Source organism: Streptomyces physcomitrii, assembly GCF_012273655.1.
Lineage (GTDB): Bacteria > Actinomycetota > Actinomycetes > Streptomycetales > Streptomycetaceae > Streptomyces > Streptomyces physcomitrii.
The window spans coordinates 222142-241979 of sequence record NZ_JAAWWP010000011.1 but is presented as its reverse complement, the minus strand read 5'-3'; the positions used below and the strand labels follow the sequence as shown (position 1 = coordinate 241979).

General features: G+C 73.8%; 15 protein-coding genes, 1 tRNA gene and 1 pseudogene. 6 read left to right on the top strand and 11 right to left on the bottom strand.

Going from position 1 to position 19838, the window contains the following annotated elements; all coding sequences use genetic code 11:
• Positions 1 to 80 precede the first annotated feature (80 nt).
• The 5 genes from HFV08_RS19385 to HFV08_RS19365 form a co-directional block, all read right to left on the bottom strand.
• The gene (locus tag HFV08_RS19385) at positions 81 to 467 is read right to left on the bottom strand and encodes an acyl-CoA thioesterase (RefSeq protein ID WP_312885721.1); all 387 of its coding nucleotides are present in this window, start codon (positions 465 to 467) and stop codon (positions 81 to 83) included.
• Positions 454 to 942 carry a holo-ACP synthase gene (locus tag HFV08_RS19380; protein WP_168540982.1) on the bottom strand — a complete coding sequence of 163 codons (489 nt, stop codon included), beginning with the start codon at positions 940 to 942 and terminating at the stop codon, positions 454 to 456. The genes HFV08_RS19385 and HFV08_RS19380 overlap by 14 nt, the downstream gene beginning before the upstream one ends.
• Positions 918 to 1856 carry an acyl-ACP desaturase gene (locus tag HFV08_RS19375; RefSeq protein WP_168540981.1) on the bottom strand — a complete coding sequence of 313 codons (939 nt, stop codon included), beginning with the start codon at positions 1854 to 1856 and terminating at the stop codon, positions 918 to 920. The genes HFV08_RS19380 and HFV08_RS19375 overlap by 25 nt, the downstream gene beginning before the upstream one ends.
• Positions 1853 to 2146: a hypothetical protein gene (locus tag HFV08_RS19370; protein ID WP_168540980.1), complete on the bottom strand. Its 294-nt coding sequence runs from the start codon at positions 2144 to 2146 to the stop codon at positions 1853 to 1855. The genes HFV08_RS19375 and HFV08_RS19370 overlap by 4 nt, the downstream gene beginning before the upstream one ends.
• 640 nt (positions 2147 to 2786) lie before the next feature.
• Positions 2787 to 4211, bottom strand: a complete 1425-nt coding sequence (locus HFV08_RS19365; protein ID WP_168540979.1) for an MFS transporter — start codon at positions 4209 to 4211, stop codon at positions 2787 to 2789.
• Between the two features lie 216 nt (positions 4212 to 4427).
• Here HFV08_RS19365 and HFV08_RS19360 point away from each other — a divergent pair, with 216 nt between their 5' ends.
• The 6 genes from HFV08_RS19360 (at position 4428) to HFV08_RS19335 (ending at position 11827) form a co-directional block, all read left to right on the top strand.
• Positions 4428 to 6188: a fatty acyl-AMP ligase gene (locus tag HFV08_RS19360; protein ID WP_168540978.1), complete on the top strand. Its 1761-nt coding sequence runs from the start codon at positions 4428 to 4430 to the stop codon at positions 6186 to 6188.
• An 81-nt stretch (positions 6189 to 6269) separates the two neighbouring features.
• On the top strand, positions 6270 to 6536 hold the full coding sequence (locus HFV08_RS19355; RefSeq protein ID WP_168540977.1) for a MoaD/ThiS family protein: 267 nt from the start codon (positions 6270 to 6272) through the stop codon (positions 6534 to 6536).
• 5 nt (positions 6537 to 6541) lie between these two features.
• A complete protein-coding gene (locus HFV08_RS19350; protein ID WP_168540976.1) occupies positions 6542 to 7372 on the top strand; it encodes an acyl-CoA thioesterase in 831 nt (276 codons plus the stop codon).
• The gene (locus HFV08_RS19345; protein ID WP_168540975.1) at positions 7369 to 9138 is read left to right on the top strand and encodes an acyl-CoA dehydrogenase family protein; all 1770 of its coding nucleotides are present in this window, start codon (positions 7369 to 7371) and stop codon (positions 9136 to 9138) included. Before HFV08_RS19350 ends, HFV08_RS19345 begins: the two co-directional genes overlap by 4 nt.
• A complete protein-coding gene (locus HFV08_RS19340; RefSeq protein WP_040252429.1) occupies positions 9135 to 9410 on the top strand; it encodes an acyl carrier protein in 276 nt (91 codons plus the stop codon). Before HFV08_RS19345 ends, HFV08_RS19340 begins: the two co-directional genes overlap by 4 nt.
• Entirely contained in the window at positions 9407 to 11827 is a 2421-nt protein-coding gene (locus HFV08_RS19335) for an acyl-CoA dehydrogenase family protein (protein ID WP_312885720.1), read from the top strand. The genes HFV08_RS19340 and HFV08_RS19335 overlap by 4 nt, the downstream gene beginning before the upstream one ends.
• Positions 11828 to 12031: 204 nt before the next feature.
• On the opposite strand, the gene HFV08_RS19330 is transcribed toward HFV08_RS19335, so the two are convergent.
• From HFV08_RS19330 to HFV08_RS19305, 6 genes and pseudogenes are all read right to left on the bottom strand, one after another.
• Positions 12032 to 12904 (bottom strand): glycoside hydrolase family protein, encoded by an 873-nt coding sequence (locus HFV08_RS19330; protein ID WP_168540974.1) that lies wholly within the window; start codon positions 12902 to 12904, stop codon positions 12032 to 12034.
• A gap of 112 nt (positions 12905 to 13016) precedes the next feature.
• Complete coding sequence (locus HFV08_RS19325; RefSeq protein ID WP_168540973.1) at positions 13017 to 16145, bottom strand: GH92 family glycosyl hydrolase; 3129 nt, start codon at positions 16143 to 16145, stop codon at positions 13017 to 13019.
• A gap of 558 nt (positions 16146 to 16703) precedes the next feature.
• Positions 16704 to 16777 (bottom strand) — tRNA-Ala (locus HFV08_RS19320).
• 116 nt (positions 16778 to 16893) lie between these two features.
• Complete coding sequence (locus HFV08_RS19315; protein WP_168540972.1) at positions 16894 to 18114, bottom strand: SepX/GlpR family protein; 1221 nt, start codon at positions 18112 to 18114, stop codon at positions 16894 to 16896.
• A 476-nt stretch (positions 18115 to 18590) separates the two neighbouring features.
• Positions 18591 to 19220: pseudogene (locus HFV08_RS19310) on the bottom strand (GNAT family N-acetyltransferase); the annotation flags it as partial.
• Positions 19217 to 19738, bottom strand: a complete 522-nt coding sequence (locus HFV08_RS19305; RefSeq protein WP_210430525.1) for a MogA/MoaB family molybdenum cofactor biosynthesis protein — start codon at positions 19736 to 19738, stop codon at positions 19217 to 19219. The pseudogene HFV08_RS19310 and the gene HFV08_RS19305, both read right to left, overlap by 4 nt.
• Positions 19739 to 19838 lie beyond the last annotated feature (100 nt).

Below are 19838 nucleotides of genomic sequence, written 5' to 3'. Positions count from 1 at the left end.
GTGCCGCTGGACGCGGGTGCGGCGGTGGGTGTGTGCCGCTGGGACGGGTGCGTGCCGCGCGGTGGCCGGCGGCAGCGGTTTCAGTGCGCGGCGGCGGCCGCGAGGAAGTCCTGCAGGGAGACCAGGGAGCGCTGCCGCGCGTCCAGGAAGGCCACGGTGACCAGGGCGTCGACCGCCGGGTCCGGGGCGCCGGGCAGGTGGACGCGCTGCCGGAAGCGGGCCCGGAAGGTGATGCTGTCCGGGTCGTACTCCTCGGCGTCCGGGGTGTCGAGGACGGTACGGACCTCGACCCGGCCGCGCGGGATCTCGGCCCGGTAGTCGATCTCGGTGCGGGCGACGACCGAGATGAGGCGGTCGCCGTGCACCAGGTCGTGCTGGGCGAGCCAGTCCCAGCGGCCGGCTTCGAGGTATTCGAGCGCGACGGCGTTGTTCACATGGCCGAGGGCGTCGAGGTCATTGGGGCGCACCGGAAGTGTGAGCCGGGTTTCGCTGAAGTACACGTCCAACCGCCCGTGAGAGGAAGCCGATGAGGGTGCCGAGAGGGGTGCCGCCGCCGGGAGGCCGGGCCGTGACGAGGACCACGGCGGAGACGAAGCCGCCGCTGTGCGAGAGCGAGACGTCGACCCGCAGCCGGTGGGCGTCCAGGTGGGCGGCGAGGGTGCCGTGGGCGCGGAAGCGGGGTGCGCCGCGGGGGTCGTGGACCAGCTCGGCCTCGGTCCAGAACCAGGTGGCCTGCGCCGGGGGCAGAGCCTTGAACAGGGCCTCCTTGGCGGCGAATCCCCCGGCCAGGCTCTCCAGGGGCGAGACGGCCGCCGCGAAGCGGGCGAGCTCGCCCGGGGTGAAGAAGACGCCGGGCTCGCGCAGGGCCGGGGCGACCTCCAGTTCGCTGATCAACTGGAGGTCGTGGCCCAGCCCGGTCAGCTCCCGACCAGGTCCATCCAAGTGTCCTCGACCTCTTCCTTCGAGTTCACCTCGATGCCCGTGATCTTCTTCAGGGCGCCGCAGATCAGCTGTTCCTTCTTCTCCAGCGCGTCGGGGCGGAAGTCGCCCTCGCCGGTCTCCAGGTGGTCCCACCAGTTGACGTGGGTGCCGCGCTCCTCGACCTTCTCGCGGGCGCTGCCGCCGAGTTCGCCGTCCTCGCGCAGGAAGAGGTGGCCCACCGCGAAGGCGTCCTTGGCGTGGTACTCACCGCTGTCCACCAGCGCCTTGGCGAAGGCGACGAAGTAGTTGCGGTGCTGGATCTCGTCGGCGGCGACCTGCTTGAAGATGCGGCGCAGGCCGGGGTCCTGGATGACGTGCTGGCAGGCGCCGTAGTTCACCGCCGCGGTGATCTCCGAGAAGGCGAGCAGCACCAGGGTGCGCAGCATGTCGTCGTCGGGGAAGACCTGGCGGAAGTCGATGAAGGTCTCGTCGGCGACGGTCTCCATGCCGGTGACCTCGGCGAGGCGCAGGAAGACGGTCTCGTGGTGCGCCTCCTCCTCGTTCCAGTACCGGCTCCAGGTGCCGCAGGCCTCCATGATGTTGGCGACCACCGGGTTCTTGTCCCGCCAGCGGTCGACCTCGCTGCGGGACTGGCGCTCCAGGCGGTCGGCGCCCGGCTTGGTGGTCAGCTCGGCGCGGCCCGCGTTCCAGACCAGGTTGCGGTCGATCGGGGTCAGCGCGTCCAGGTCCACGGCGGAGAGCATGTCCACGACGCTCCAGCGGCGGGACTCGTGCAGCCGCTGCTGCTCCCAGGTCACCTGGACCAGCGACATGTTCCGCTGGGCGAAGGCGTCGTAGAGGTCGGTGATGATCGCGGGCGCCCCGGCGGGTACGGCGGAGCGGCGGGTGGTCTGCTCGGCGTCGGTGACGCTCATCCGGTTGCCTCTTTCTGCCGTTCGAATTCCTCGAGGAAGGTCTTCAGCACGGTGGACGTGGGCGTGTCCAGCGGCAGGGCGGGCAGCCGGACCCGCACGCCGTAGTCCTTGCGGAGCGCGTTGGCCGTCTTGGCGAACGCCTCCATCAGGTCGATGCTGTTGGTCATTTTCGGGCTGCGGCTGATCACCGCGGCCAATGTCACGTCGTCGGCGAACAGTTGCTCTTCACTCAGACCTGCATGCTCGGCGAATTTCTGCCGGATGTAGGAATCCACCCCAGGCGTCGTCATGGGCGGGATCGTACAAGCCATGGACACTCCGGGCCAAGTGACCATTGCCACAGGGGAAGTTGTCAGGCGGACAAGGCCCGGGCGGGTCCCCGGAAAGGACGCACAGCGGAAAGACGAAAACAGGTCCCGCCGGGTTAACTCTGTGGAGAATCAGGCCCGTTCGCGTTAACCGCGCGTGAAGCCGTACGGGCCGGGGCCCACCCCGGGACGGCCCGCACCGCACCCGGCCGATCGGATCAACTCCCCTGCTGGCGAAGGGTGTCGAACCCCGGACGACCGCCGGACGACCGCAGCCGGAGGGCTCGGGCGACGGCCTCCCACCAGGCACGGAATGATCCCCCCGCCGCCCGGGCCTTCCGCGTACGGCCCTCCGGCGAAACGGAGTCGGATATTCCCTTCGGGCAAGCGGAACGACATATTCCTTATGTGGCGCGGAAGATGCACCGAAACGCACCCCGGCATCCGAATACGGGGCGGCCGATATGTCGGACGAATTCACGGGCGGCGCACTCGGCCGGGCGGCGGCCGATCGACGATCGATCATTTTCCGCGTACCGCCGTGCACTCCGGCACCACTTTTCCCGGTGGTGCACGGAGTTGGTGCCGGAGCCGGTGCCGGAGTTCTCCCAGGGCGCCGTTCTCAGGGGGCCGCGGAAGCCTCCGTACGCCGGATGGTGAGGGCGGCGAGCACCGCGACCGAGGCGGCGAAGCTGATCGACAGCCACCAGGTGTTGCGCGCCCCGCCGAGCGGGTCCCCGGCGGAGGAGGTCACGATCGACACCGCGAGGGCGGTGCCGAGGACCGCGCCCAGCTGCCGGAAGGCGGAGTTGGCGGCGCTCGCGGTGGCGAGCCGGGCGGGTTCGACCCCGGCCAGGGCGACCCCGCCGAGCACCGGCCAGACCAGGCCCGCGCCGGTGCCCATGACCGCGGCGCCGGGCAGCCAGTGCCGCACGAAGTCCGGGTCCTTGCCGCCGCCCCAGAACAGCAGCAGGGTGCCGCCGATGTAGATCAGGCAGCCGGCGACGACGACCGGCAGATCACCGAACTTCTCGGCGAGGCGCGCGGCGGGCCGGGCCACCACGGCGGTGGCCAGCGGCGGCGGGGTGGTGGCGAGGCCCGCGGTGATCAGGGACCAGTGCCAGTACGTGGTCAGGAAGAGGATGTTGTTGAGGATGACCGCGAAGAAGGTCACCGAGAAGAGCATCGAACCGAGGTTGCCGCCGAGCGCGTTGCGCGAGCGCAGCAGGTCGAGTTCGATGACCGGCGCCGGATGGCGGGCACTGCGCAGGGCCACCGCCACCAGGAGCAGCGCGCCCGCCGCGAGCGCGCCGAGGGTGCGCCCGCTCTCCCACTCCCAGTCCGGGCCCTTGACCAGGCCGAGCGCGATCAGTCCGAGCGAGGCGGCGAGCAGCACCACGCCCAGGATGTCGGGGGTGGGGCCGCTGCGGTCGCGCTGCTCGGTCAGGCGGCGGGAGGCCCAGAGCGCGAGGACGCCGATCGGGATGTTGACCAGGAACACCGCACGCCAGGTCCAGTGCTCGGCGAGGATGCCGCCGAGGCCGGGGCCGATCCCGGCGGCCAGCGCCGCCGCCGCGCTCCACAGGGTGATGGCGACCAGGCGGCGCGCCATCGGGAACATCGGCATCAGCAGGGCGAGCGAGGTCGGGATCAGGATGGCGGCGCCGACGGCCTGCACCACCCGTGCCCCGATGAGGAGTCCGGCCGAATCGGCGGCCCCGCAGACCGCGGAGGCGAGGGTGAAGAGCACCAGCCCGACGGCGAAGGAGCGGCGGCAGCCGAGCCGGTCGGCGGCGCGGCCCGCGGGCAGCAGGAGGGCGGCGATCACGACGTTGTAGCCGTTGAGCACCCAGGACAGGGTCGGCAGGTCCGAGTCGTCGAAGGTCTCGGCGATGTTCGGGAAGGCCACGTTCACGATGGTGCTGTCCAGGAAGGCCATGAAGGCGCCGAGGCAGCACAGCAGGACCAGGGCGGCGGGCGGCTTGGCGCCCGCCTCGGCGGCCGGGGCGCCACGGGCGTCCCCGGGAGCGACCGGTGTCTTCGCCATGGACGCGTCTCCCAACTTGGCGCGCGGCAAGCCGCGTCGGGCGGCCCGGGCCCGCCCGGAGGGCGGATGCGGGGGATCACCCTGCTGCTTGTTACCCGCCAGTGTCAATACCAGGCCCGACCTGCGGCACCCACCCGCGCAGATGATCATTGACCCTCCCGCAATGTTGCTGCAACACTGCGGCCCTTGCGTCAAGTGCGGGGGAGGCACGGGGCCTTGGAGGCTTCACTGGAGCGCGGAGCGGAGAGTTTCGCGCAGTTGCTGCGGGAGCGGGCGGAGCAGACGCCCGATGCCCTGGCCTACCGCTTCGTCGCCGAGGACGAGTCGGCCGAGGAGATCAGCTACGCCGAACTCGACCGCCGGGCACGGGCGGTGGCCGCGCGGATCCTTGAGACCACCGGCGGCCGGCCGGTCCCGGCGCTGCTGCTCTTCGCGCCCGGCCCGGATTACCTGGCCGGTCTCTTCGGCTGCTTCTACGCGGGCGTCCCCGCGGTCCCGGCCTTCCCGCCGGACCCGACCCGGCTGGCCCGTACGCTGCCCCGGCTCGCCGCGATCATCGAGGACGCCGGCACCGACCTCGTCCTCACCACCACGGACATCGCGCCGCTGATGGCGGACTGGCTCGCCACCGCGCTCGACGGCCGCGCCCCGCGGCTGCTCACCACCGACGACGCGGTCGGCGGCGGCGAGGACCTCGTGCCGCGGCCGCAGGCGCTCGCGCTGCTGCAGTACACCTCCGGCTCGACCGCGCTGCCCCGCGGCGTGATGCTCAGCCACGCCCAACTGCGCGACAACTGCCGGGACATCACCCGCGGCTTCGGCATGCACCCCGGCAGCGTGGGCGGCCTGTGGCTGCCGCCGTACCACGACATGGGGCTCATCGGCGGCATCCTCACCCCGCTGGCCGTCGGCATCGAGGTGTCCCTGATGTCGCCGGTGAGCTTCCTGCGCCGCCCGCTGTCCTGGCTGCGCATGGTCTCCCGCTACGGCGCGACCGTCACCGGCGGCCCCAACTTCGCCTTCGACCTGTGCGTACGCCGCGCCAAGGACGCCGACCTCGAAGGGCTCGACCTGTCCGCGGTCGAGGTGGCCTTCACCGGCGCCGAACCGGTCCGCGCCGAGACCATGGCCCGCTTCGCCGAGCGCTTCGCCCCCTGCGGCTTCCGGGCCGCCTCCTTCTACCCCTGCTACGGCCTCGCCGAGGCCACCCTCTTCGTCACCGGCGGCGCCCCGCTCGGCGGCTGGCACGCGGTGGACGTGGCCCGCGAACCGCTGGAGCGGGAGAACGCCGTACGGACGGCCGAGCCGGGCGAAGCCGCGCGCTCCCTGGTGAGCTGCGGCCCGCCGGGACCCCGTACCCGGATCCGGATCGCCGACCCGGAGACCGGCGCGGAGCTGCCCGAGGACACCGTCGGCGAGATCTGGATCGACTCGCCGTCCGTGGCCGAGGGCTACTGGCGCCGCCCCGAGGAGAGCGCGGCGGCCTTCGGGGTGAAGACCGCGGACGGCGAGGGGCCCTTCCTGCGCTCCGGCGACCTCGGCTTCCTGCGCGGGGGCGAGCTGTTCGTGGCGGGCCGGATGAAGGACCTCGTGGTCGTCAACGGCCGCAACCACCACCCGGTCGACATCGAGCGGGTCTGCGAGGCCGCCGTCCCGGGCGTGCGCCGCAACTGCGGTGCCGCCTTCGCCGTCGAGGACGCCTCGGGCGCCACCGAACGCCTGGTCCTCGTCTACGAGGCCGACCCCGCCGCCGAGTCGGACCCCGAAGACGCCGCGGAGCACTACCGCGAGGTCCTCGAAGCGCTGCGCCGGGCGGTCTCCCTGGAACTGAGCATCCCGCCGGGCGCCCTGGTCCTGATCCGGCCCCGCACCATCCCCAAGACGTCCAGCGGCAAGGTCCAGCGCTGGCTCACCCGCAAGCAGTACCTCGGCGGCGAGCTCGACGAGCTCGCCCGCTGGCAGGCCCCCGCGCGGTAGCGGCACCGTGCCCCGGCACGGGCACACCACCGCGCGGGGCAGCACGACCTGGCATCCACGAAGCGACGAAGGGTCCTGGCGATGATCGTCAAGGTCAGGGGCGTCCTGCTCCGGTTCACCAACTACGAGAACGACATCGAGGTCGGCGGCGAGACCGTGCGCGCCGGCCTGAACGAACTGACCGAGCGCTACCCGAACCTCAGCGAGGTCCTCCTCGACCGGGAGGGCACGGTGCGCGCCACCCATCTGATCGCCCTCAACGGCGAGCAGCTCTCCCCCGCCGAGCTGGACCGCGAGGCCACCGAGGACGACCGGGTGGACATCATCACCGCGGTGTCGGGGGGTTAGTCCCCGTGCCCCGCAGCTCCACCTACGAAGTCGTCCTGGACGCAGGCCTGTTCACCCCCACCCAGCTGCAGCCCACCGCGGTGGGGCGGCTGGCCTTCCAGGCCGGCACCCGCTGGCTGCGCGACCATCTGCACAGCCACCGCAGGCTGGTCACCGAGCACCGGGTGGGCCTCGTCCTGTGGGCCTGGCAGCTGGAGTACGAGCAGCCGCTGCGCTTCGAGGACGCCGACGAGGCCGAGGTCGACGTCCGGATGCGGGTGCGCGGACCGCGCGCCTCCCAGCTGGAGGCGGAGCTGACCGTCACCGGCCCGGCCGGGGTCGCGGTCCGGGCCCGCGCCGCCTCGGTGCCGCTCGCGCTCAGCGGCGACCTCGCCCTCTCCGGGGCGCCGACCACCCTGCCCGAGGCGGTGGTGGCCGCCTTCCGGGAGGACGAGATCGAGCGCACGCCCTACCTCTCGCGGGTGCGGGCGCTGCGCGGCTCCTTCGACCGCGAGGGCGAGGAGATCGCCTCGGACACCACCACCTTCCGGGTCCACCGGCACCACTGCGAGGTGGCCGACCAGTGGTACTGGGCCGAGTCGCTCGGCTTCGCGGGCGGCGCCCGCGAGGAGTTCGTGATGCGGCACGGCAGGAAGGCGCCCGAGCTGCGCCGTTCGCTCAGCGAGGGGGTGCGGCGCCTGGACGTGACCTGGCTGCGCGCGGGCCAGCTCTGGGACCTCCTCCAGGTGCGCACCACGGCCTACCGCCACGGCGGCGGCCTCGCCTTCGTCCATGAACTGGGGCTCGCCGAGGACGACGGCGGCGGCCCGTACGCGATCGTCGTGGAGCGGATATGACCGGGCCGACCGCCCCACCCCAGGCCGCACCCGGGCCCACCGCCGAGGACGGGCTCCCCGCCTTCGCCCCGGCCGCCCGCCTGGAACAGGACCTCGGCTGCCCCTTCGACCCGGACACCGGGATGTCGCTGGCCCGCGGGGTCCGCGCGGACGACCGGGAGGCCGAGCCCACCGAGGCCTACGAGGCGGCCTGGTCGGCCGGGCTGCACACCCACCTGGTGCCCGCCGAGGAGGGCGGGAGCCTGACCTCCTTCGAGTCGCTGCTCGCCCTGGTGCGCGCCGCCTCGCGCCGGGACGCGGCGGTCTCCGTCGGCCTCGGCTCGACGCTGCTCGCCACCCTCCCGGTGTGGATCTGGGGCGAGGAGGCCCAGCGCCGCCGGGTCGCCGAGCTGACCCTCGGCCGGGCCTGGGGCACCGCGGGCATCAGCGAGGAGGCGGCCGGCAGCGATCTGCTCGCCACCGGCACCCGGGCCGTCCCGGTCGACGGCGGCTACCTCCTGAACGGCGAGAAGTGGCTGGTCGGCAACGGCCGCCGGTCCTCCTTCGCCACCGTGCTCGCCGCCTCCGAACCCTCCTTCGGGCTGTTCCTGCTCGACTTCGAGGACCCGGCCGTCACCGGCGTACGGCGCCTCGCGAAGGTGCCCACCCACGGGCTGCGCGGCCACGACCTGAGCGGCTTCGCGCTGAGCGGCTGCCGGGTCGGCGAGGAGGCGGTGATCGGGCGCCGGGGCCGCGGCATCGAAATGGTCTCCGGGATACTCCAGTACACCCGGACCCTGGTCGGCGGCAGCGCCCTCGGCTCCGCGGACACCGCCCTGCGGATCGCCCTCAGGCACGCCCGCGGCCGGATCCTGTACGGGGCGCCCGCCACCCAGCTCGCGCCGGTGCGCGGGCTGCTCGCGCGGGCCTTCGCCGACCTCCTCGTCGCCGAGTGCACCGCCCTCGCCGCCGCCCGCGGACTCGACGTGGCCCGGCAGCGGATGCCGCTCTGGTCCGCGGTGGCCAAGTACGTGGTCCCGCAGTTCGCGGTGGACTCCGTCGCCGCCTGCGGTGAGGTGCTCAGCGCCCGCGCCTATCTGCGCGAGGGCGCCGGGGCCGGAGCCTTCCAGAAGATCGTGCGCGACCTGGCGATCACCCCGGTCTTCGAGGGCACCCAGCTGGTCCAGCTCGACACCGTGCGCGCCCAGCTCGCCAGCGCCGCCCGCAGGAGGAGCCCCGCCCGCGCCGAACTGCCGCTGCCGCTGCTCTTCGGCTTCGGCGCACAGGCGGCCTCGCCCGGCCCGCGCGCCCAGCGCCCCGCCCTCACCCACGGCGGCGCCGACGAGGTGACCGGCTGCCTCGACGAGGCCGTGGACGCTCTCGCCGACGAGCCCGGGCTCGCCGCCCTCGCACGCACCCTGCGCACCGTACGGGACCAGGTCCGCGCCGAGTTCGCCGCGCTCGGCACCGACCGCGGCGCCCCGGCCTACGAGGCGGCCCGCCGCCACTGCCTGGTGCACGCCGGGGCCTGCTGCCTGCACACCTGGCTCCAGCGCCGCCGGGCACTCGGCCCGCTCGCGGCCGACCCCGCCTGGCTCTCGGTGGCCCTGCGGCGGGTCCTCGAACGGCTCGGCCTGCCCGCCGGGGCCGACCTCGAAGCCGAGGACCGCCTGGTACGCCACCTCGCCGAACTCGACGACGACGACCGGGCCCTGTCCCTGATCCCGCTGCGGCTCGCCCCGCAGCACCGGGAGCCCGGGCCCGTACGAACCAAGGAGCGCCCATGACCGCCACCTCCCCCGACAGCACGGGACAGGCCGCCACCGCCGCCTGGCTCGCCGACCTCATCGCCGAACTGCTCGGCCTCGCCGCGGAGGACATCCCCGGGGACCGGCCGGTCGGCGAGATCGGCATCGACTCGCTCACCGCCGCGCAGCTCTCCGTCGAGGTCGAGGAGCGCACCGGCGCCACCATCCCGCTGGAACGCTTCCTCGGCACCGAGACCCTCGACGAGCTGGTGCGCGAGGCCGAGGAGCAGGGCACGGAGGCCGGGGCGTGACGGCCCGGGCGCACGCCGCCGATGTCATGAACCGGGCGGCCGCCCCCGGCCACCGCACCCTGGACGCGGAGGTCGAGCAGGTCCGCCGCGAGGCCCGCCGCCGGTTCGCCTCCTTCGTCCTGGACCGGGCCAACCCGGGCGCGCACTTTCGCAACCAGGCCTCCCGGCCGCTGGACAACAGCGTCTTCGAGAAGGCCGGCGACCTCGGCCTGATGCGGTTCTCGCTGCCCGCCTCGATCGGCGGCGAGGGGCGCGACAAGCTGGCCTGGGGCGTGGTGGTCGAGGAGATCGCCCGCCTCTCCCGGGATCCCGGCTTCGCCGTCCTGCTCGACATCAGCGTCGAGATCTGCGAGCTGATCCTCTCCAGCGGCCGGCCCGAACTCATCGAGCGGTACGTCCCCGACCTGGTCGCCGGCCGCCGCTTCGGCGTCCAGGGCGCCTACGAGAGCCTGGATCCCTACGACTACCGGTCCACCGCCCGCCTGGAGGACGGCGCGTGGGTCCTCAACGGCGCCAAGCGCTTCCTCGCGGGCGCCCGCTTCGCCGACCTCTTCCTGCTCTTCGTGCGCGACGAGGCCTCCAACGACATGCTGGCCTTCCTGGTCGAGAAGGACGACCCGGGCGTCACGCCGATCCACATGGACACCATGGGCATGCACACCATGGGCCTCGGCCAGGTCGTCCTGGACCGGGTGCGGCTGCCCGAGTGGCGCCTGGTCTGGCGCGCCGACGCGCTGAGCGAGCTGAACACCTACGCCCGCATCCGCCGCACCATGAGCGCCTGCGGGGTACTCGGCGCCCTGGACGGCGTCATCGAGAACTGCGTGGAGGCGCTCGCCACCCGGCGCCGCGCGGGCCGCCGGGTCCTCGACTACGCCAATGTCGAGCGCACCGTCGGCGAGATGCGCGCCCTGCTCATGCAGGCCAGGGCCAGCGTCTACCGGGCGCTCGACGGCACCCGGGACACCGGCCGCGACCCGCACTTCGACGAGTTCGCCACCGTCGCCAAGCACCACGCCTCCGAATGCGCCCTGCGCATCGGCCAGTTGGTGATGGGCCTGATGGGCGGCGAGGCCTATATGTCGGCGTTCCCCTGGGAGCGCTTCATGCGCGACATCCTCGGCCTCATCTCCGGACAGGGCTCGCAGGAGACCCTGCTCATGCAGCTCGGCCAGCGCACCATCGTCGGCATCGAGGGCACCCGGGTCCGCGAGGAGGCCGCCGAGCGCACCGTCGCCAAGCTCGCCGACTCCTGGTGGGCGCTGCACGCCGCCGAGGCCGCCGCGAACGGCGCTCCCGGCCAACTCGCCGACGCGGTGGCCGAGATGACGACCGCGGCCAAGCTCGACCCCGTCCCCGCCGGGCAGCGGGCCGAGCTGACCGCCTTCCTCGACAGGGCCCACGCCGCCCTGGCCGCAGCCCGCTCGGGACAGCCGCCCGGCGCGCTGCCCGAGGTCCCCGGCGGCTTCACCGGGCGCCTCGCCGAACGCGCCGCCGGTGCCCGCTCCTTCCTCGCCTGCGCCCTGGCCCAGCAGACCGGGCTCCTCGCCCGCCTCCTCGAACCCTGCACTCCCAAGGAGGCGGCGGCCGGAGTCGGGGGCCCGGACGAGGACACCACCGCGCGGCTTCTCGACACCCTGGTGTCCGCCTCCCTGGTACGCCGGGACGCCGAGGGCCGCCTCGCCGCCGAGGAAGGCCTCGAACGCGTCCTCGTCGGCGGCCCCCGCACCACCGCCTTCGCGGCCCGCCTGCGCCGCACTGTGACCGCTGCCGGGCGGCTGCGCACCGGTGAACAGGCCGCCGGTCGGGCGGAGTTCACCGGCTGCGGCACCGAGTCGGCTCCGCTCGCGGACGCCCTGGTCAACGAACTGCTCGGCAGGCTGGAAGGGCTGCCCGAGCGCCTCGACCGGCCCGGGGCCAAGGTGGGCTGCGCGGCCGGCGACGGCGGAGCAGCCGCCGCCGAACTGGCCCGCCACATCCCCTTCGTACCGGTGCTCGCCCTGGAACCGGAGGCCGCGGCCGACACGGCGCGGGCCGCGCGGGACCCGCGCACCCCGGCCGGGGAGAGCCTGGTCGAGGTCCGCACCGGCGGCCCGGACTCCTTCACCGCCGAGGACCGCCTCGCGCTCGCCTGGCTGCCGACCGCCGGACGCACCGCGCAGGAGATCGGGCGCGCGGCCGGTTCCGCCGCCGGTGCCCTGCTCCCCGGCGGCTGGCTCCTCCTGGTGGCCCCGCTGCCCCCGAAGCGCCCGGCGGGCGCGGCCGCCCTGCGCCTCGAACTCGCCCTGACCGGGGCCCCGGCCCCCGCCGAGGGCGCCCTGGAGGAGGCGCTGACCGAGGCGGGCCTCACCCACCTCAGGACCGCCTGGGAGGACCCCGCCCTCGGCATCCGCCTGCTCGCGGCCCGGCGGCCGTAGCACCGGGCCCCGACCGGACAGGGGAGTCGGCCACCGGAGTACGACCGGTGGCCGACTCCCCTGTCCTGTCAGCGACTTGGGACTGGCGACACTGAACTCAGGTACGGCGGTACGGGACTTGGAGCTGGCAGTGCGGGACTCCCAAGTGCCGCTACGGGACTTGAGCCGACCGTACGGGAATCGGCCGCGCCCTGCCGCGTGTGCTCAGCCCGCCTCGCGGTAGGCGAGACCCGTGGCGTTGGGTGTGGTCCCGTCGTAGAGGCCGGTCGGTGCCGTGCCGGTGGAGAGCGTGAACCAGGCGTACCGCTCCACGAACGGCAGTTGCCCCAGCATCTCGGCGGAGCCCCGCGCGAAGTCGGTCTGCTCCTGCTCGCTCGGGTAGCGGGGGGTGGAGCCGGAGAAGTCGGTCAGGGCGTACTCGGTGAGCCAGATGGGCTTGTGGTAGCGGTCGTACACCGCCTGCAGATAGCCGCGCAGCTGGTCGACGGCGGCCGGGCCGAAGTCGCCGCCGTACCAGTGCAGCGGGATGAAGTCGACGCGCAGCCCGCGTTCGGCGGCGCCGGTCATGAAGCGGTCGAGCCAGCCGCCGGGGGTGTCCCCGCCGAAGGCGACAGCGGGCGCGCCGAGCCGCAGCCCGGTGTCCTGGAGCCGGGGCCACAGATCGAGCGCCTGCTCCACCGGCATGTCCGCCTGGCCCGCCATGTCCGGCTCGTTGAAGCCGAGCAGCTGCTGCCCCTCCTCCTTCGCGCGGGCCAGATCGGCGTCGTTGACCGCGCCCGCGCCCCAGATCATCGGCACGAACTCGGCGCCCTCGGGCCGCGCGATCTCACCGGTGGACGGGGACCAGTCGTAGTACCAGGACGCCCCGACATCGGCCAGCGCCGCACCGGCCCCCTCGACCGGCGTCACGCTGACTCCCTTGCCCCCGGCGGCAGTCGGCGCCGCCGCTGGGGAGGCATCCGGTACGGGGGCGGTGGCGCCGGTGGCGCAGAGCACGGCGAGGGCCGCGGCGAACAGGGGCAGCAGCCACCGCGGACGGCGCCGTGAGCGGCGGTTCCGCCAAGAGGGCACGGTCATCTCGATCTCCCGGTCTGTGGGGGCCAGTAGGAGCAGCGGGTCTCGACTCTGTGCGGGTGCCGGTAGGGGACGGGGGTCTCAACGCGGCGCTGTGCGCCCCGCGTCGGTGTCCTCAGCCGAGGCCGAGGGCGAAGACATGCAGCTTGTCGTTCTCGGGCAGGGTGACGCTCTTCAGGTGCTTGCCCGCCGGGACCCGGAAGGGCTCGGTGGCGTAGACGAAGGCCGAAGGCCCTTGCCCCGAGGCCTGGTTGCGGTAGGCGGTGTGCGCCACCACGGTGTTGCCGAAGACCGGGTCCCGGCCGCCGCCCGGCTCGGTCCAGTCGCCGAAGGAGAGGTCCGCCTTCGCGGTGCTGCCGTCGGTGAACGTCACGGTGGCGGTGCCCCGTTGGTCGCCGTGGGTCGCGGAGCCGACGAAGAGCAGCCGCCCGGCGTCCGCCGCCTCCTCGCCGAGGCCGAGGGTCTGCCCCTTGGCGCTCGCGTGGTCGGGGCGGCCCTGCGGCGCGTCCGGCCAGGTGAACCGGGTCCCCGAGGCTTCGAGTCGGGCCCCGCCCCGCAGCCCCTCGGCCGCGAGCGCCTGCCGGGAGTAGCTGTTGCCGTCCCCGTCGTAGTCGCCCTGCCCCCGGTCGCCGTCGTCGGAGGCCCCGGTGCCCTCCCAGGCGGCGGCGAGCCCGCCCTCCCGGGCGACCAGGACGATCGCCGACCCGCGCACCGGCTTCCCCGAAGCCCCTCGGACGCTCACCGGGATCTCGTAGTACCCCTCGGGCGTCCCGGCCGCCGCGCTGACCTCAAGTTCGGTCACCCCGCTGCCGGTTGCCGGATCGAGCCGCAGACTCCCGCCGCCCGGAGCCACCTTGAGCCCCGCGGGTGCCTCGGCCCGCACCCGCAGCGACCGGTCCTTCCCGCCCAGCCGCTGCCCGTGCACCCGCAACTCGGCCGTCCCGCGCCCCGGTCGGACCGTCACCAGGTTCGGCGTCACCGAGGCGAGGAAGGGCTTCTCCCCGGTGCGGTACGAGGGCGGCGCGGCCTGAGCCGAGGTGGCCCAGCTCCGGTCGGGCTCGCCGCCCAGGTCGAAGTCGAGCCGCCCGCCGCGGTCGAGGATCCCGCGCGGCAGCGACGTACGCTCCCGCTCCCGGCCGTCGATCCGCAGCCCGTGCACATACGGCGTCTTCGCGGAGGCCTTCGGCGCCCTGATGTCCAACTCCCGCGCCCGGCCCGGCAGATCGAGCACCGCACGCTCGAACAGCGGTCCGTGCAGGGTCAGATCACCGGTGCCGGGCGTCGAGGGATACAGGCCGAGCGCGGCCCAGACGTACCAGGAGGACTGGGCACCGAGGTCGTCGTTGCCGGGCTCCCCGTCCGGTGTCGGGCTGAACAGCGTGGTGGCGATCTCCCGCACCCGCTGCTGCGTCTTCCAGGGCTGCCCGAGGTGGTTGTAGACCCAGGGCACCGAGAAGTCGACCTCGTTGCCGGCCCACATGTACGGCTCGTTGGGGCCCGCGTTGAGCTTGCCGAAGAAGGTGTCGAGGCGGTCGGCGGCGGCCTCCCGCCCGCCCATCGCGGCGATCAGCCCGGCGGTGTTCTGCGGAACCAGCCAGTTGTACTGCGCCGCGTTGCCCTCGTCGTAGCCGTCCTGCCCGAACTTCCCCGGGGGCGGCGGCTGGAAGGGCGGCCCGTCCGGGAAGCGCCCGTCCTGGCCGCGCGGCTGGAGGTAGCCGGTGGCCGGGTTCAGGAGGTGCTGCCAGTTCTGCCCGCGCCGGGTGAAGGTCCGGGCGGTCTCCTTCTGCCCCGCGGCCTCGGCGAGTTGAGCGATGGCGAAGTCGTCGATCGCCCACTCCAGGGTGACCGAGCCGCCGACCCGCTGGTGATCGCCGCGGGAGGCGTCGTTGTTGGGCATGTAGCCGCGCTCGACATAGCTGCGCACCCCGGGCCGCTCCTGATAGGCGCCCGGCCGCTCGTCCACCGAAGTGGCGCCCTTCACCAGGTACTTGAGGGCGGTGGGCAGATCGAAGTCCCGGGCGCCGAAGGCGTAGAGGTTGGCGATCAGCGGCACCGAGTTGTCCCCGGTCATCTGCCCCGTGTAGTCGTTGGCCAGCGGCCAGCGCGGCCACCACCCGCCCTGCACCGCGTCGTTGACCAGCGACTGCGCCATGTCGCTCGCCCGCTCGGGCCACAGCATCGCCTGCAGCGGGGCCAGGCTGCGGTAGGTGTCCCAGTCGGAGAAGTTGGCGTACTGGGTGCGGCCCTCGGGCAGGGTGCGCACCTTGTCGTCGAAGCCCGGGTAGCGGCCGTCGGCGTCGTTGAAGGTGTTGGGGTGCATCAGCGCGTGGTAGAGCGCCGTGTAGAAGGTCCGCAGCTCGCCCTCCTCGCGGCCCGCGACCCGGATCCTGCCGAGCGCCTCGGACCACTCGGCCCGCGTCTTCTCCCGCAGCGCCGCCAGGTCCCAACCACCCGCCTCCGCCGCCATATTGGCCTTCGCCCCGGCCACCGAGACATACGACATGGACACCTTGGCCCGCACCGTGCGCGCCCCGCCGAAGGTCAGATAGGCGCCCGCCTTCGGGGCGTCCACCGCGTCGGCGCCCTCGGACACCGAGGAGCCGTCCCAGGTGCCGTGCGCGGTGAACGGCCGGTCGAAGGTGAGCGCGTAGTGGACGGTGTACTCGTTGCCCTTGCCGCAGAAGTTCCCGGTCGTCGCGGAGCCGGTGACCGTGCGGTCCCCCTCGATCCGCAGCGCGGCCCGCTTGTTCCCGGCCAGGCTGGCCCCGCCCTTCACCAGGACCTGCGCCGCCTGCTCGCCCTCCGGGAAGGTGAACCGGGCCAGTCCGGTGCGCGTGGTGGCCGCCAGCTCGGCCCGCACCTTCGCGTCCCCGAGGGTCACCGCGTAGTACCCGGGCTCCGCCTTCTCCCCGTCGTGCGAGAACCGCTCGGTCCGCTCCCAGGGCTTCGCGCCGATCTCCCCGGCCACCGGCAGGATCGGCACGTCCCCGAAGGCGGTGCAGCCGACCGAGGCGTGATCGAGGCTGAACCCCCGGATCCGCTCGCTGTGGTACTGGTACCCCGCGTACGAGCCCTCGGTGTCCGGCGAGAACTGCATCATCCCGAACGGCGCCGCGGGCCCCGGGAAGTTGTTGATCTCCCCGACGGACTCCCCGCCGCGTCCGGTGCCGATCAGCGGGTCCACATAGTCGGCCGGATCCTCCACCAACTGCGCCGCCGCACGCGGACCTTGCCCGTCTGACATCGTTGTCGACGTCTCCGCCGACCCACCCGGATCACCGGAGGCCACCGAGGACGCCGCCAGCAGCATCCCACTGGCCAGCACACCGACGAGAACACTGCGGCCCCTGCGACTTCTCACACTTGCCTCCGCGAAACGGGAGCGACCCGGCCACCACACAGTCGGGGAGACAACCACGAACGGTCAAGAGGGCCGCACACACCGACTCCCGCCCGCCCAGAGGCATCCCCCCTCAACGACCGCACCACCACCAGGATTTACCGACGTCCAGCACAACCCGGCACGCGACCGCTCGGGCCCCCGCTCGATGCTCCAGGAAACGCGCCAACAGGCGACCGACCTCCCAGGGCGCGCAAAACCACAAACCCAACCAACAACCGCAACAGAGAAAGAAAGCCGACCGACAGCAGCAACCCAAACCGGAAAGCCGACCGACAACAGCACCCGGCCGGATGGGGGTGCGGGTGGCGAAGCCCCCGCCCCGCGCGGCGAAGCCCGCGCAAAAACAACGAAAGCGACCCGATCCACGCTTTCCGTGGATACAGATCGCCATCGCTTTCGTGGACCTGAGGGGATTCGAACCCCTGACCCCCTCGATGCGAACGAGGTGCGCTACCGGACTGCGCCACAGGCCCTTGCAACGAGGGAGACTCTAGCACCCCGGCCGCGGTGCTCGGAAATCCGTTGCGGGCCGCCTGACGGGCTGGTCAGGGGCGGGGTGCGGGGCCCGTGGTGGCGGGCCCCGCGTCGGCTACTCGTTCGCCGCCCGGGGGCGGCCGTCCTCGTCGAACTGGTCGAAGAGGGGGGTACGGCCGCGTTCCCGGGCCCGGCGGGCCGAGGCGGCGCGGCGGGCGTCGCTGCGCTCACCGGAGGCCTCGGCGGCGCCGGAGGCGTCCGTGCCGTCCGCCTCGCCCTCCCCGGCGCCGGCCGGGGTGGATCCGGCGCGCCCGCCCTTCTCGCCCGGGTCGGCCGCGCTGGAGCGGGCCGCGCTCCAGGTGTCCGGGGCGCCGAGGTCGGTGCTGCCGGTGGCGCGCGGGGCGACGGGGGCGGTGACATAGGTGGGCAGCGGGACCGGGACGGGGTCCCAGCTCTCGCCCCGGGCCGGGCCGCCGCGGCGCTCGCGCTGCTGGTCGACCCATTCCGCGTGGTCGGTCTGCTCGACCAGAGCGCGGCGGTCCGCGGCCAGGTCGGGCAGCTCGGGACCGGTGGACTCGCCCGCGCCGGGCGGCAGTTCACCGCCGCGCCGCTCGCCCGTACCGCGCCGGGAGGCCTGCCGTTCGCGCAGGCGCTGCGCCGCCTCCTCCGCCCTGCGGCGGTCCATGACGTACGCGAACCGGCGCCGCTCCTGGACGCGCAGGTACACGATGTACACGCTCAGCAGCAGGGCGGGGGCCACCGGTGCCCAGAGGAAGGCGAGGCCGCCGATCGCGGCCACCACCGCACCGGCGGTGAAGAGCACGAAGAGCAGCACGGTGGTGCGCCGACGGCGCGCGAGGACCTGGGTGCGCCGGGCGCGGGCAGCCTCCTGCGCGCTCCTCGGGCGCCGCTCCCCCGCGCGGCCCGCCGGGGCGCTCTCGCGGGCGGCCTCGCGTTTCTCGTACTCGGGCTCGCGCGGGGCCGCCTCCCGGGCCTCCTCGCGCGCCGCCGGCCGCCGGTTCTCCACGCGGGAGACCTCGGCCGCCTCGGCGCGGGAGGACTGCTTCGGGGGCACGGCGAAGGCCCGGACGTCCACCGAATCGGTGACGTCGCCCGGGAGGGCGGGCGGTTCGGGGTTCTCCTCCGACCGCGCCTTCAGGTCCTTGGCGTACCGGCGTTCCATTCCCGCCCGGCCGGACAGAAGCCTTATGGCGGTGCTGAAACGTTCTGTTGGACGGGCCTCGTTGAGCTCGTCCTGCCTACGGAGCCACATCGGCACCAGGTAGGCGGCCCAGGCCCCGACAATGACTGCGTAGATGAGGCCGCTGCTGCTCACCCGCTACACGGTAGAGGGGATTGCGTGAGGCCATCTGCCAATTGGGCCGGTGTGTCGCACGATCTGGCTGATATTTTCAAGCTTTCTTCCGACCGATGTGATCAACAGCCCGTCGACGGAAGGGAATTAAAGCCCTGAGCGGGACCTTTCCGGGCATCTGTCGGGCTTTTATTCGAACACCTATTCCCTTTTCGGGGAACTGCCCTTTCGGGCAGGGGAAGTTGCCCGGGGCATGCTCGGGGGCTCGGCGGCGGCCCGGAGTGCGTTCCGGCCATGGAGAACCGTTCCGGCAGGCGGGATACGAGGCGGGGGCGGCCCGTTCAGCCGCTGTCCTCGGGGCCGTTCCAGGGGCCGCGGACCGGACCGCGGCCCGGTTCCGTCCAGGTGTCCCGGTGCGCGCCGGGGCGCGGGGCCTCGCGGTGCGAGCCGGTGCCCGGGGGCTCGTGCGGGGCGCGCGGCGAGAGGCCGGGCGCGGTGGGGCGCTGCCCCGGGGCGGCGCCGCGGGTGCGGTGCCAGCGGGCGAGGAGCCCCTCGGGGGCCTCCTCGGCGGTGAGCGCGAAGACGAGGTGGTCCCGCCAGTCCCCGTCGATGTGCAGGAAGCGGGGGCGCAGTCCCTCCTCGCGGAAACCGAGCTTCTCCACCACCCGGCGGCTCGGCAGGTTCTCGGGGCGGATGCACACCTCGATGCGGTGCAGGCCGAGGGTGCGGAAGCAGTGGTCCACGGCGAGGGCGACCGCGGTGGGCATCACGCCGCGGCCCGCCACCGACTGGTCGACCCAGTAGCCGACGTGGCCCGAGCACATCGACCCCCAGGAGATCCCGGCGACCGTCAACTGCCCGGCGAGCGTGCCCCGGTACTCGATCACGAAGGGCAGCATCCGCCCCGCGTTCGCCTCGGCCCGCAGATGCCGGACCATCTGCCGGTAGGTGGGCCGGTGGGCGACGGGCCCGGTCGGGGTGGGCGGCGGGACGGTGGCCTCCCAGGGGCGCAGCCATTCGCGGTTGCGCCGGTTGACCTCCCGCCAGGCGCGCTGGTCCCGCAGCCTTATCGGCCGCAGGGTGATGTCGCCGTCGACCAGCTCGACGGGCCAGGCGAGGCTGTTCAGCGCGACCTCCCCGCCCCGCCCTCGTCCGGGGCCGCGGGCCCGGCGGACGGGGCGTGGTCGCCGCCGCGCAGCTGGTCGACGGCGTGCCGCAGCAGGGGTTCCAGGACGGCGAGCCCGTCGCGTACGCCGCCGGTGGAGCCCGGCAGGTTCACGATCAGGGTGCGCCGGGCCACGCCCGCGAGGCCCCGCGAGAGGGCGGCGGTGGGCACCTTGCGGTTGCCGTGGGCGCGGATCGCCTCGGGGATGCCGGGGATCTCGTAGCCGTGGGCGCCGAGGACCCTCCGGGTGGCCTCGGGGGTGCGGTCGGTGGGCGAGATGCCGGTGCCGCCGGTGGTGAGGACGAGGTCGTAGCCGGTGTCGACGGCGGCGCGCAGGGCGGTCTCGACCGGGTCGCCGTCCGGGACCACCTGCGGGCCGTCCACGGCGAAGCCGAGCGCGCGCAGCGCCTCGGCGATCACCGGGCCGCCGAGGTCCTCGTACACCCCGGAGGCCGCCCGGTTCGAGGCGGTGACCACCAGGGCGCGGTAGGGCGGACCGGCCGGACGGGGGCCGGGGGCCTGCGCGGCGTGCGGGCCGGCGGCATGCGCGGCGTGCGGATCGGCGGCCTCAGCGGCGTGC

Bases quoted from the DNA above. Each gene is read 5' to 3' on its own strand.
- HFV08_RS19355 (WP_168540977.1), top strand. From the start codon at position 6,270: ATGATCGTCAAGGTCAGGGGCGTCCTGCTCCGGTTCACCAACTACGAG.
- HFV08_RS19325 (WP_168540973.1), bottom strand. From the start codon at position 16,145: ATGTCAGACGGGCAAGGTCCGCGTGCGGCGGCGCAGTTGGTGGAGGAT.
- HFV08_RS19370 (WP_168540980.1), bottom strand. From the start codon at position 2,146: ATGACGACGCCTGGGGTGGATTCCTACATCCGGCAGAAATTCGCCGAG.
- HFV08_RS19375 (WP_168540981.1), bottom strand. From the start codon at position 1,856: ATGAGCGTCACCGACGCCGAGCAGACCACCCGCCGCTCCGCCGTACCC.
- HFV08_RS19365 (WP_168540979.1), bottom strand. From the start codon at position 4,211: ATGGCGAAGACACCGGTCGCTCCCGGGGACGCCCGTGGCGCCCCGGCC.
- HFV08_RS19345 (WP_168540975.1), top strand. From the start codon at position 7,369: ATGACCGGGCCGACCGCCCCACCCCAGGCCGCACCCGGGCCCACCGCC.
- HFV08_RS19330 (WP_168540974.1), bottom strand. From the start codon at position 12,904: ATGACCGTGCCCTCTTGGCGGAACCGCCGCTCACGGCGCCGTCCGCGG.
- HFV08_RS19340 (WP_040252429.1), top strand. From the start codon at position 9,135: ATGACCGCCACCTCCCCCGACAGCACGGGACAGGCCGCCACCGCCGCC.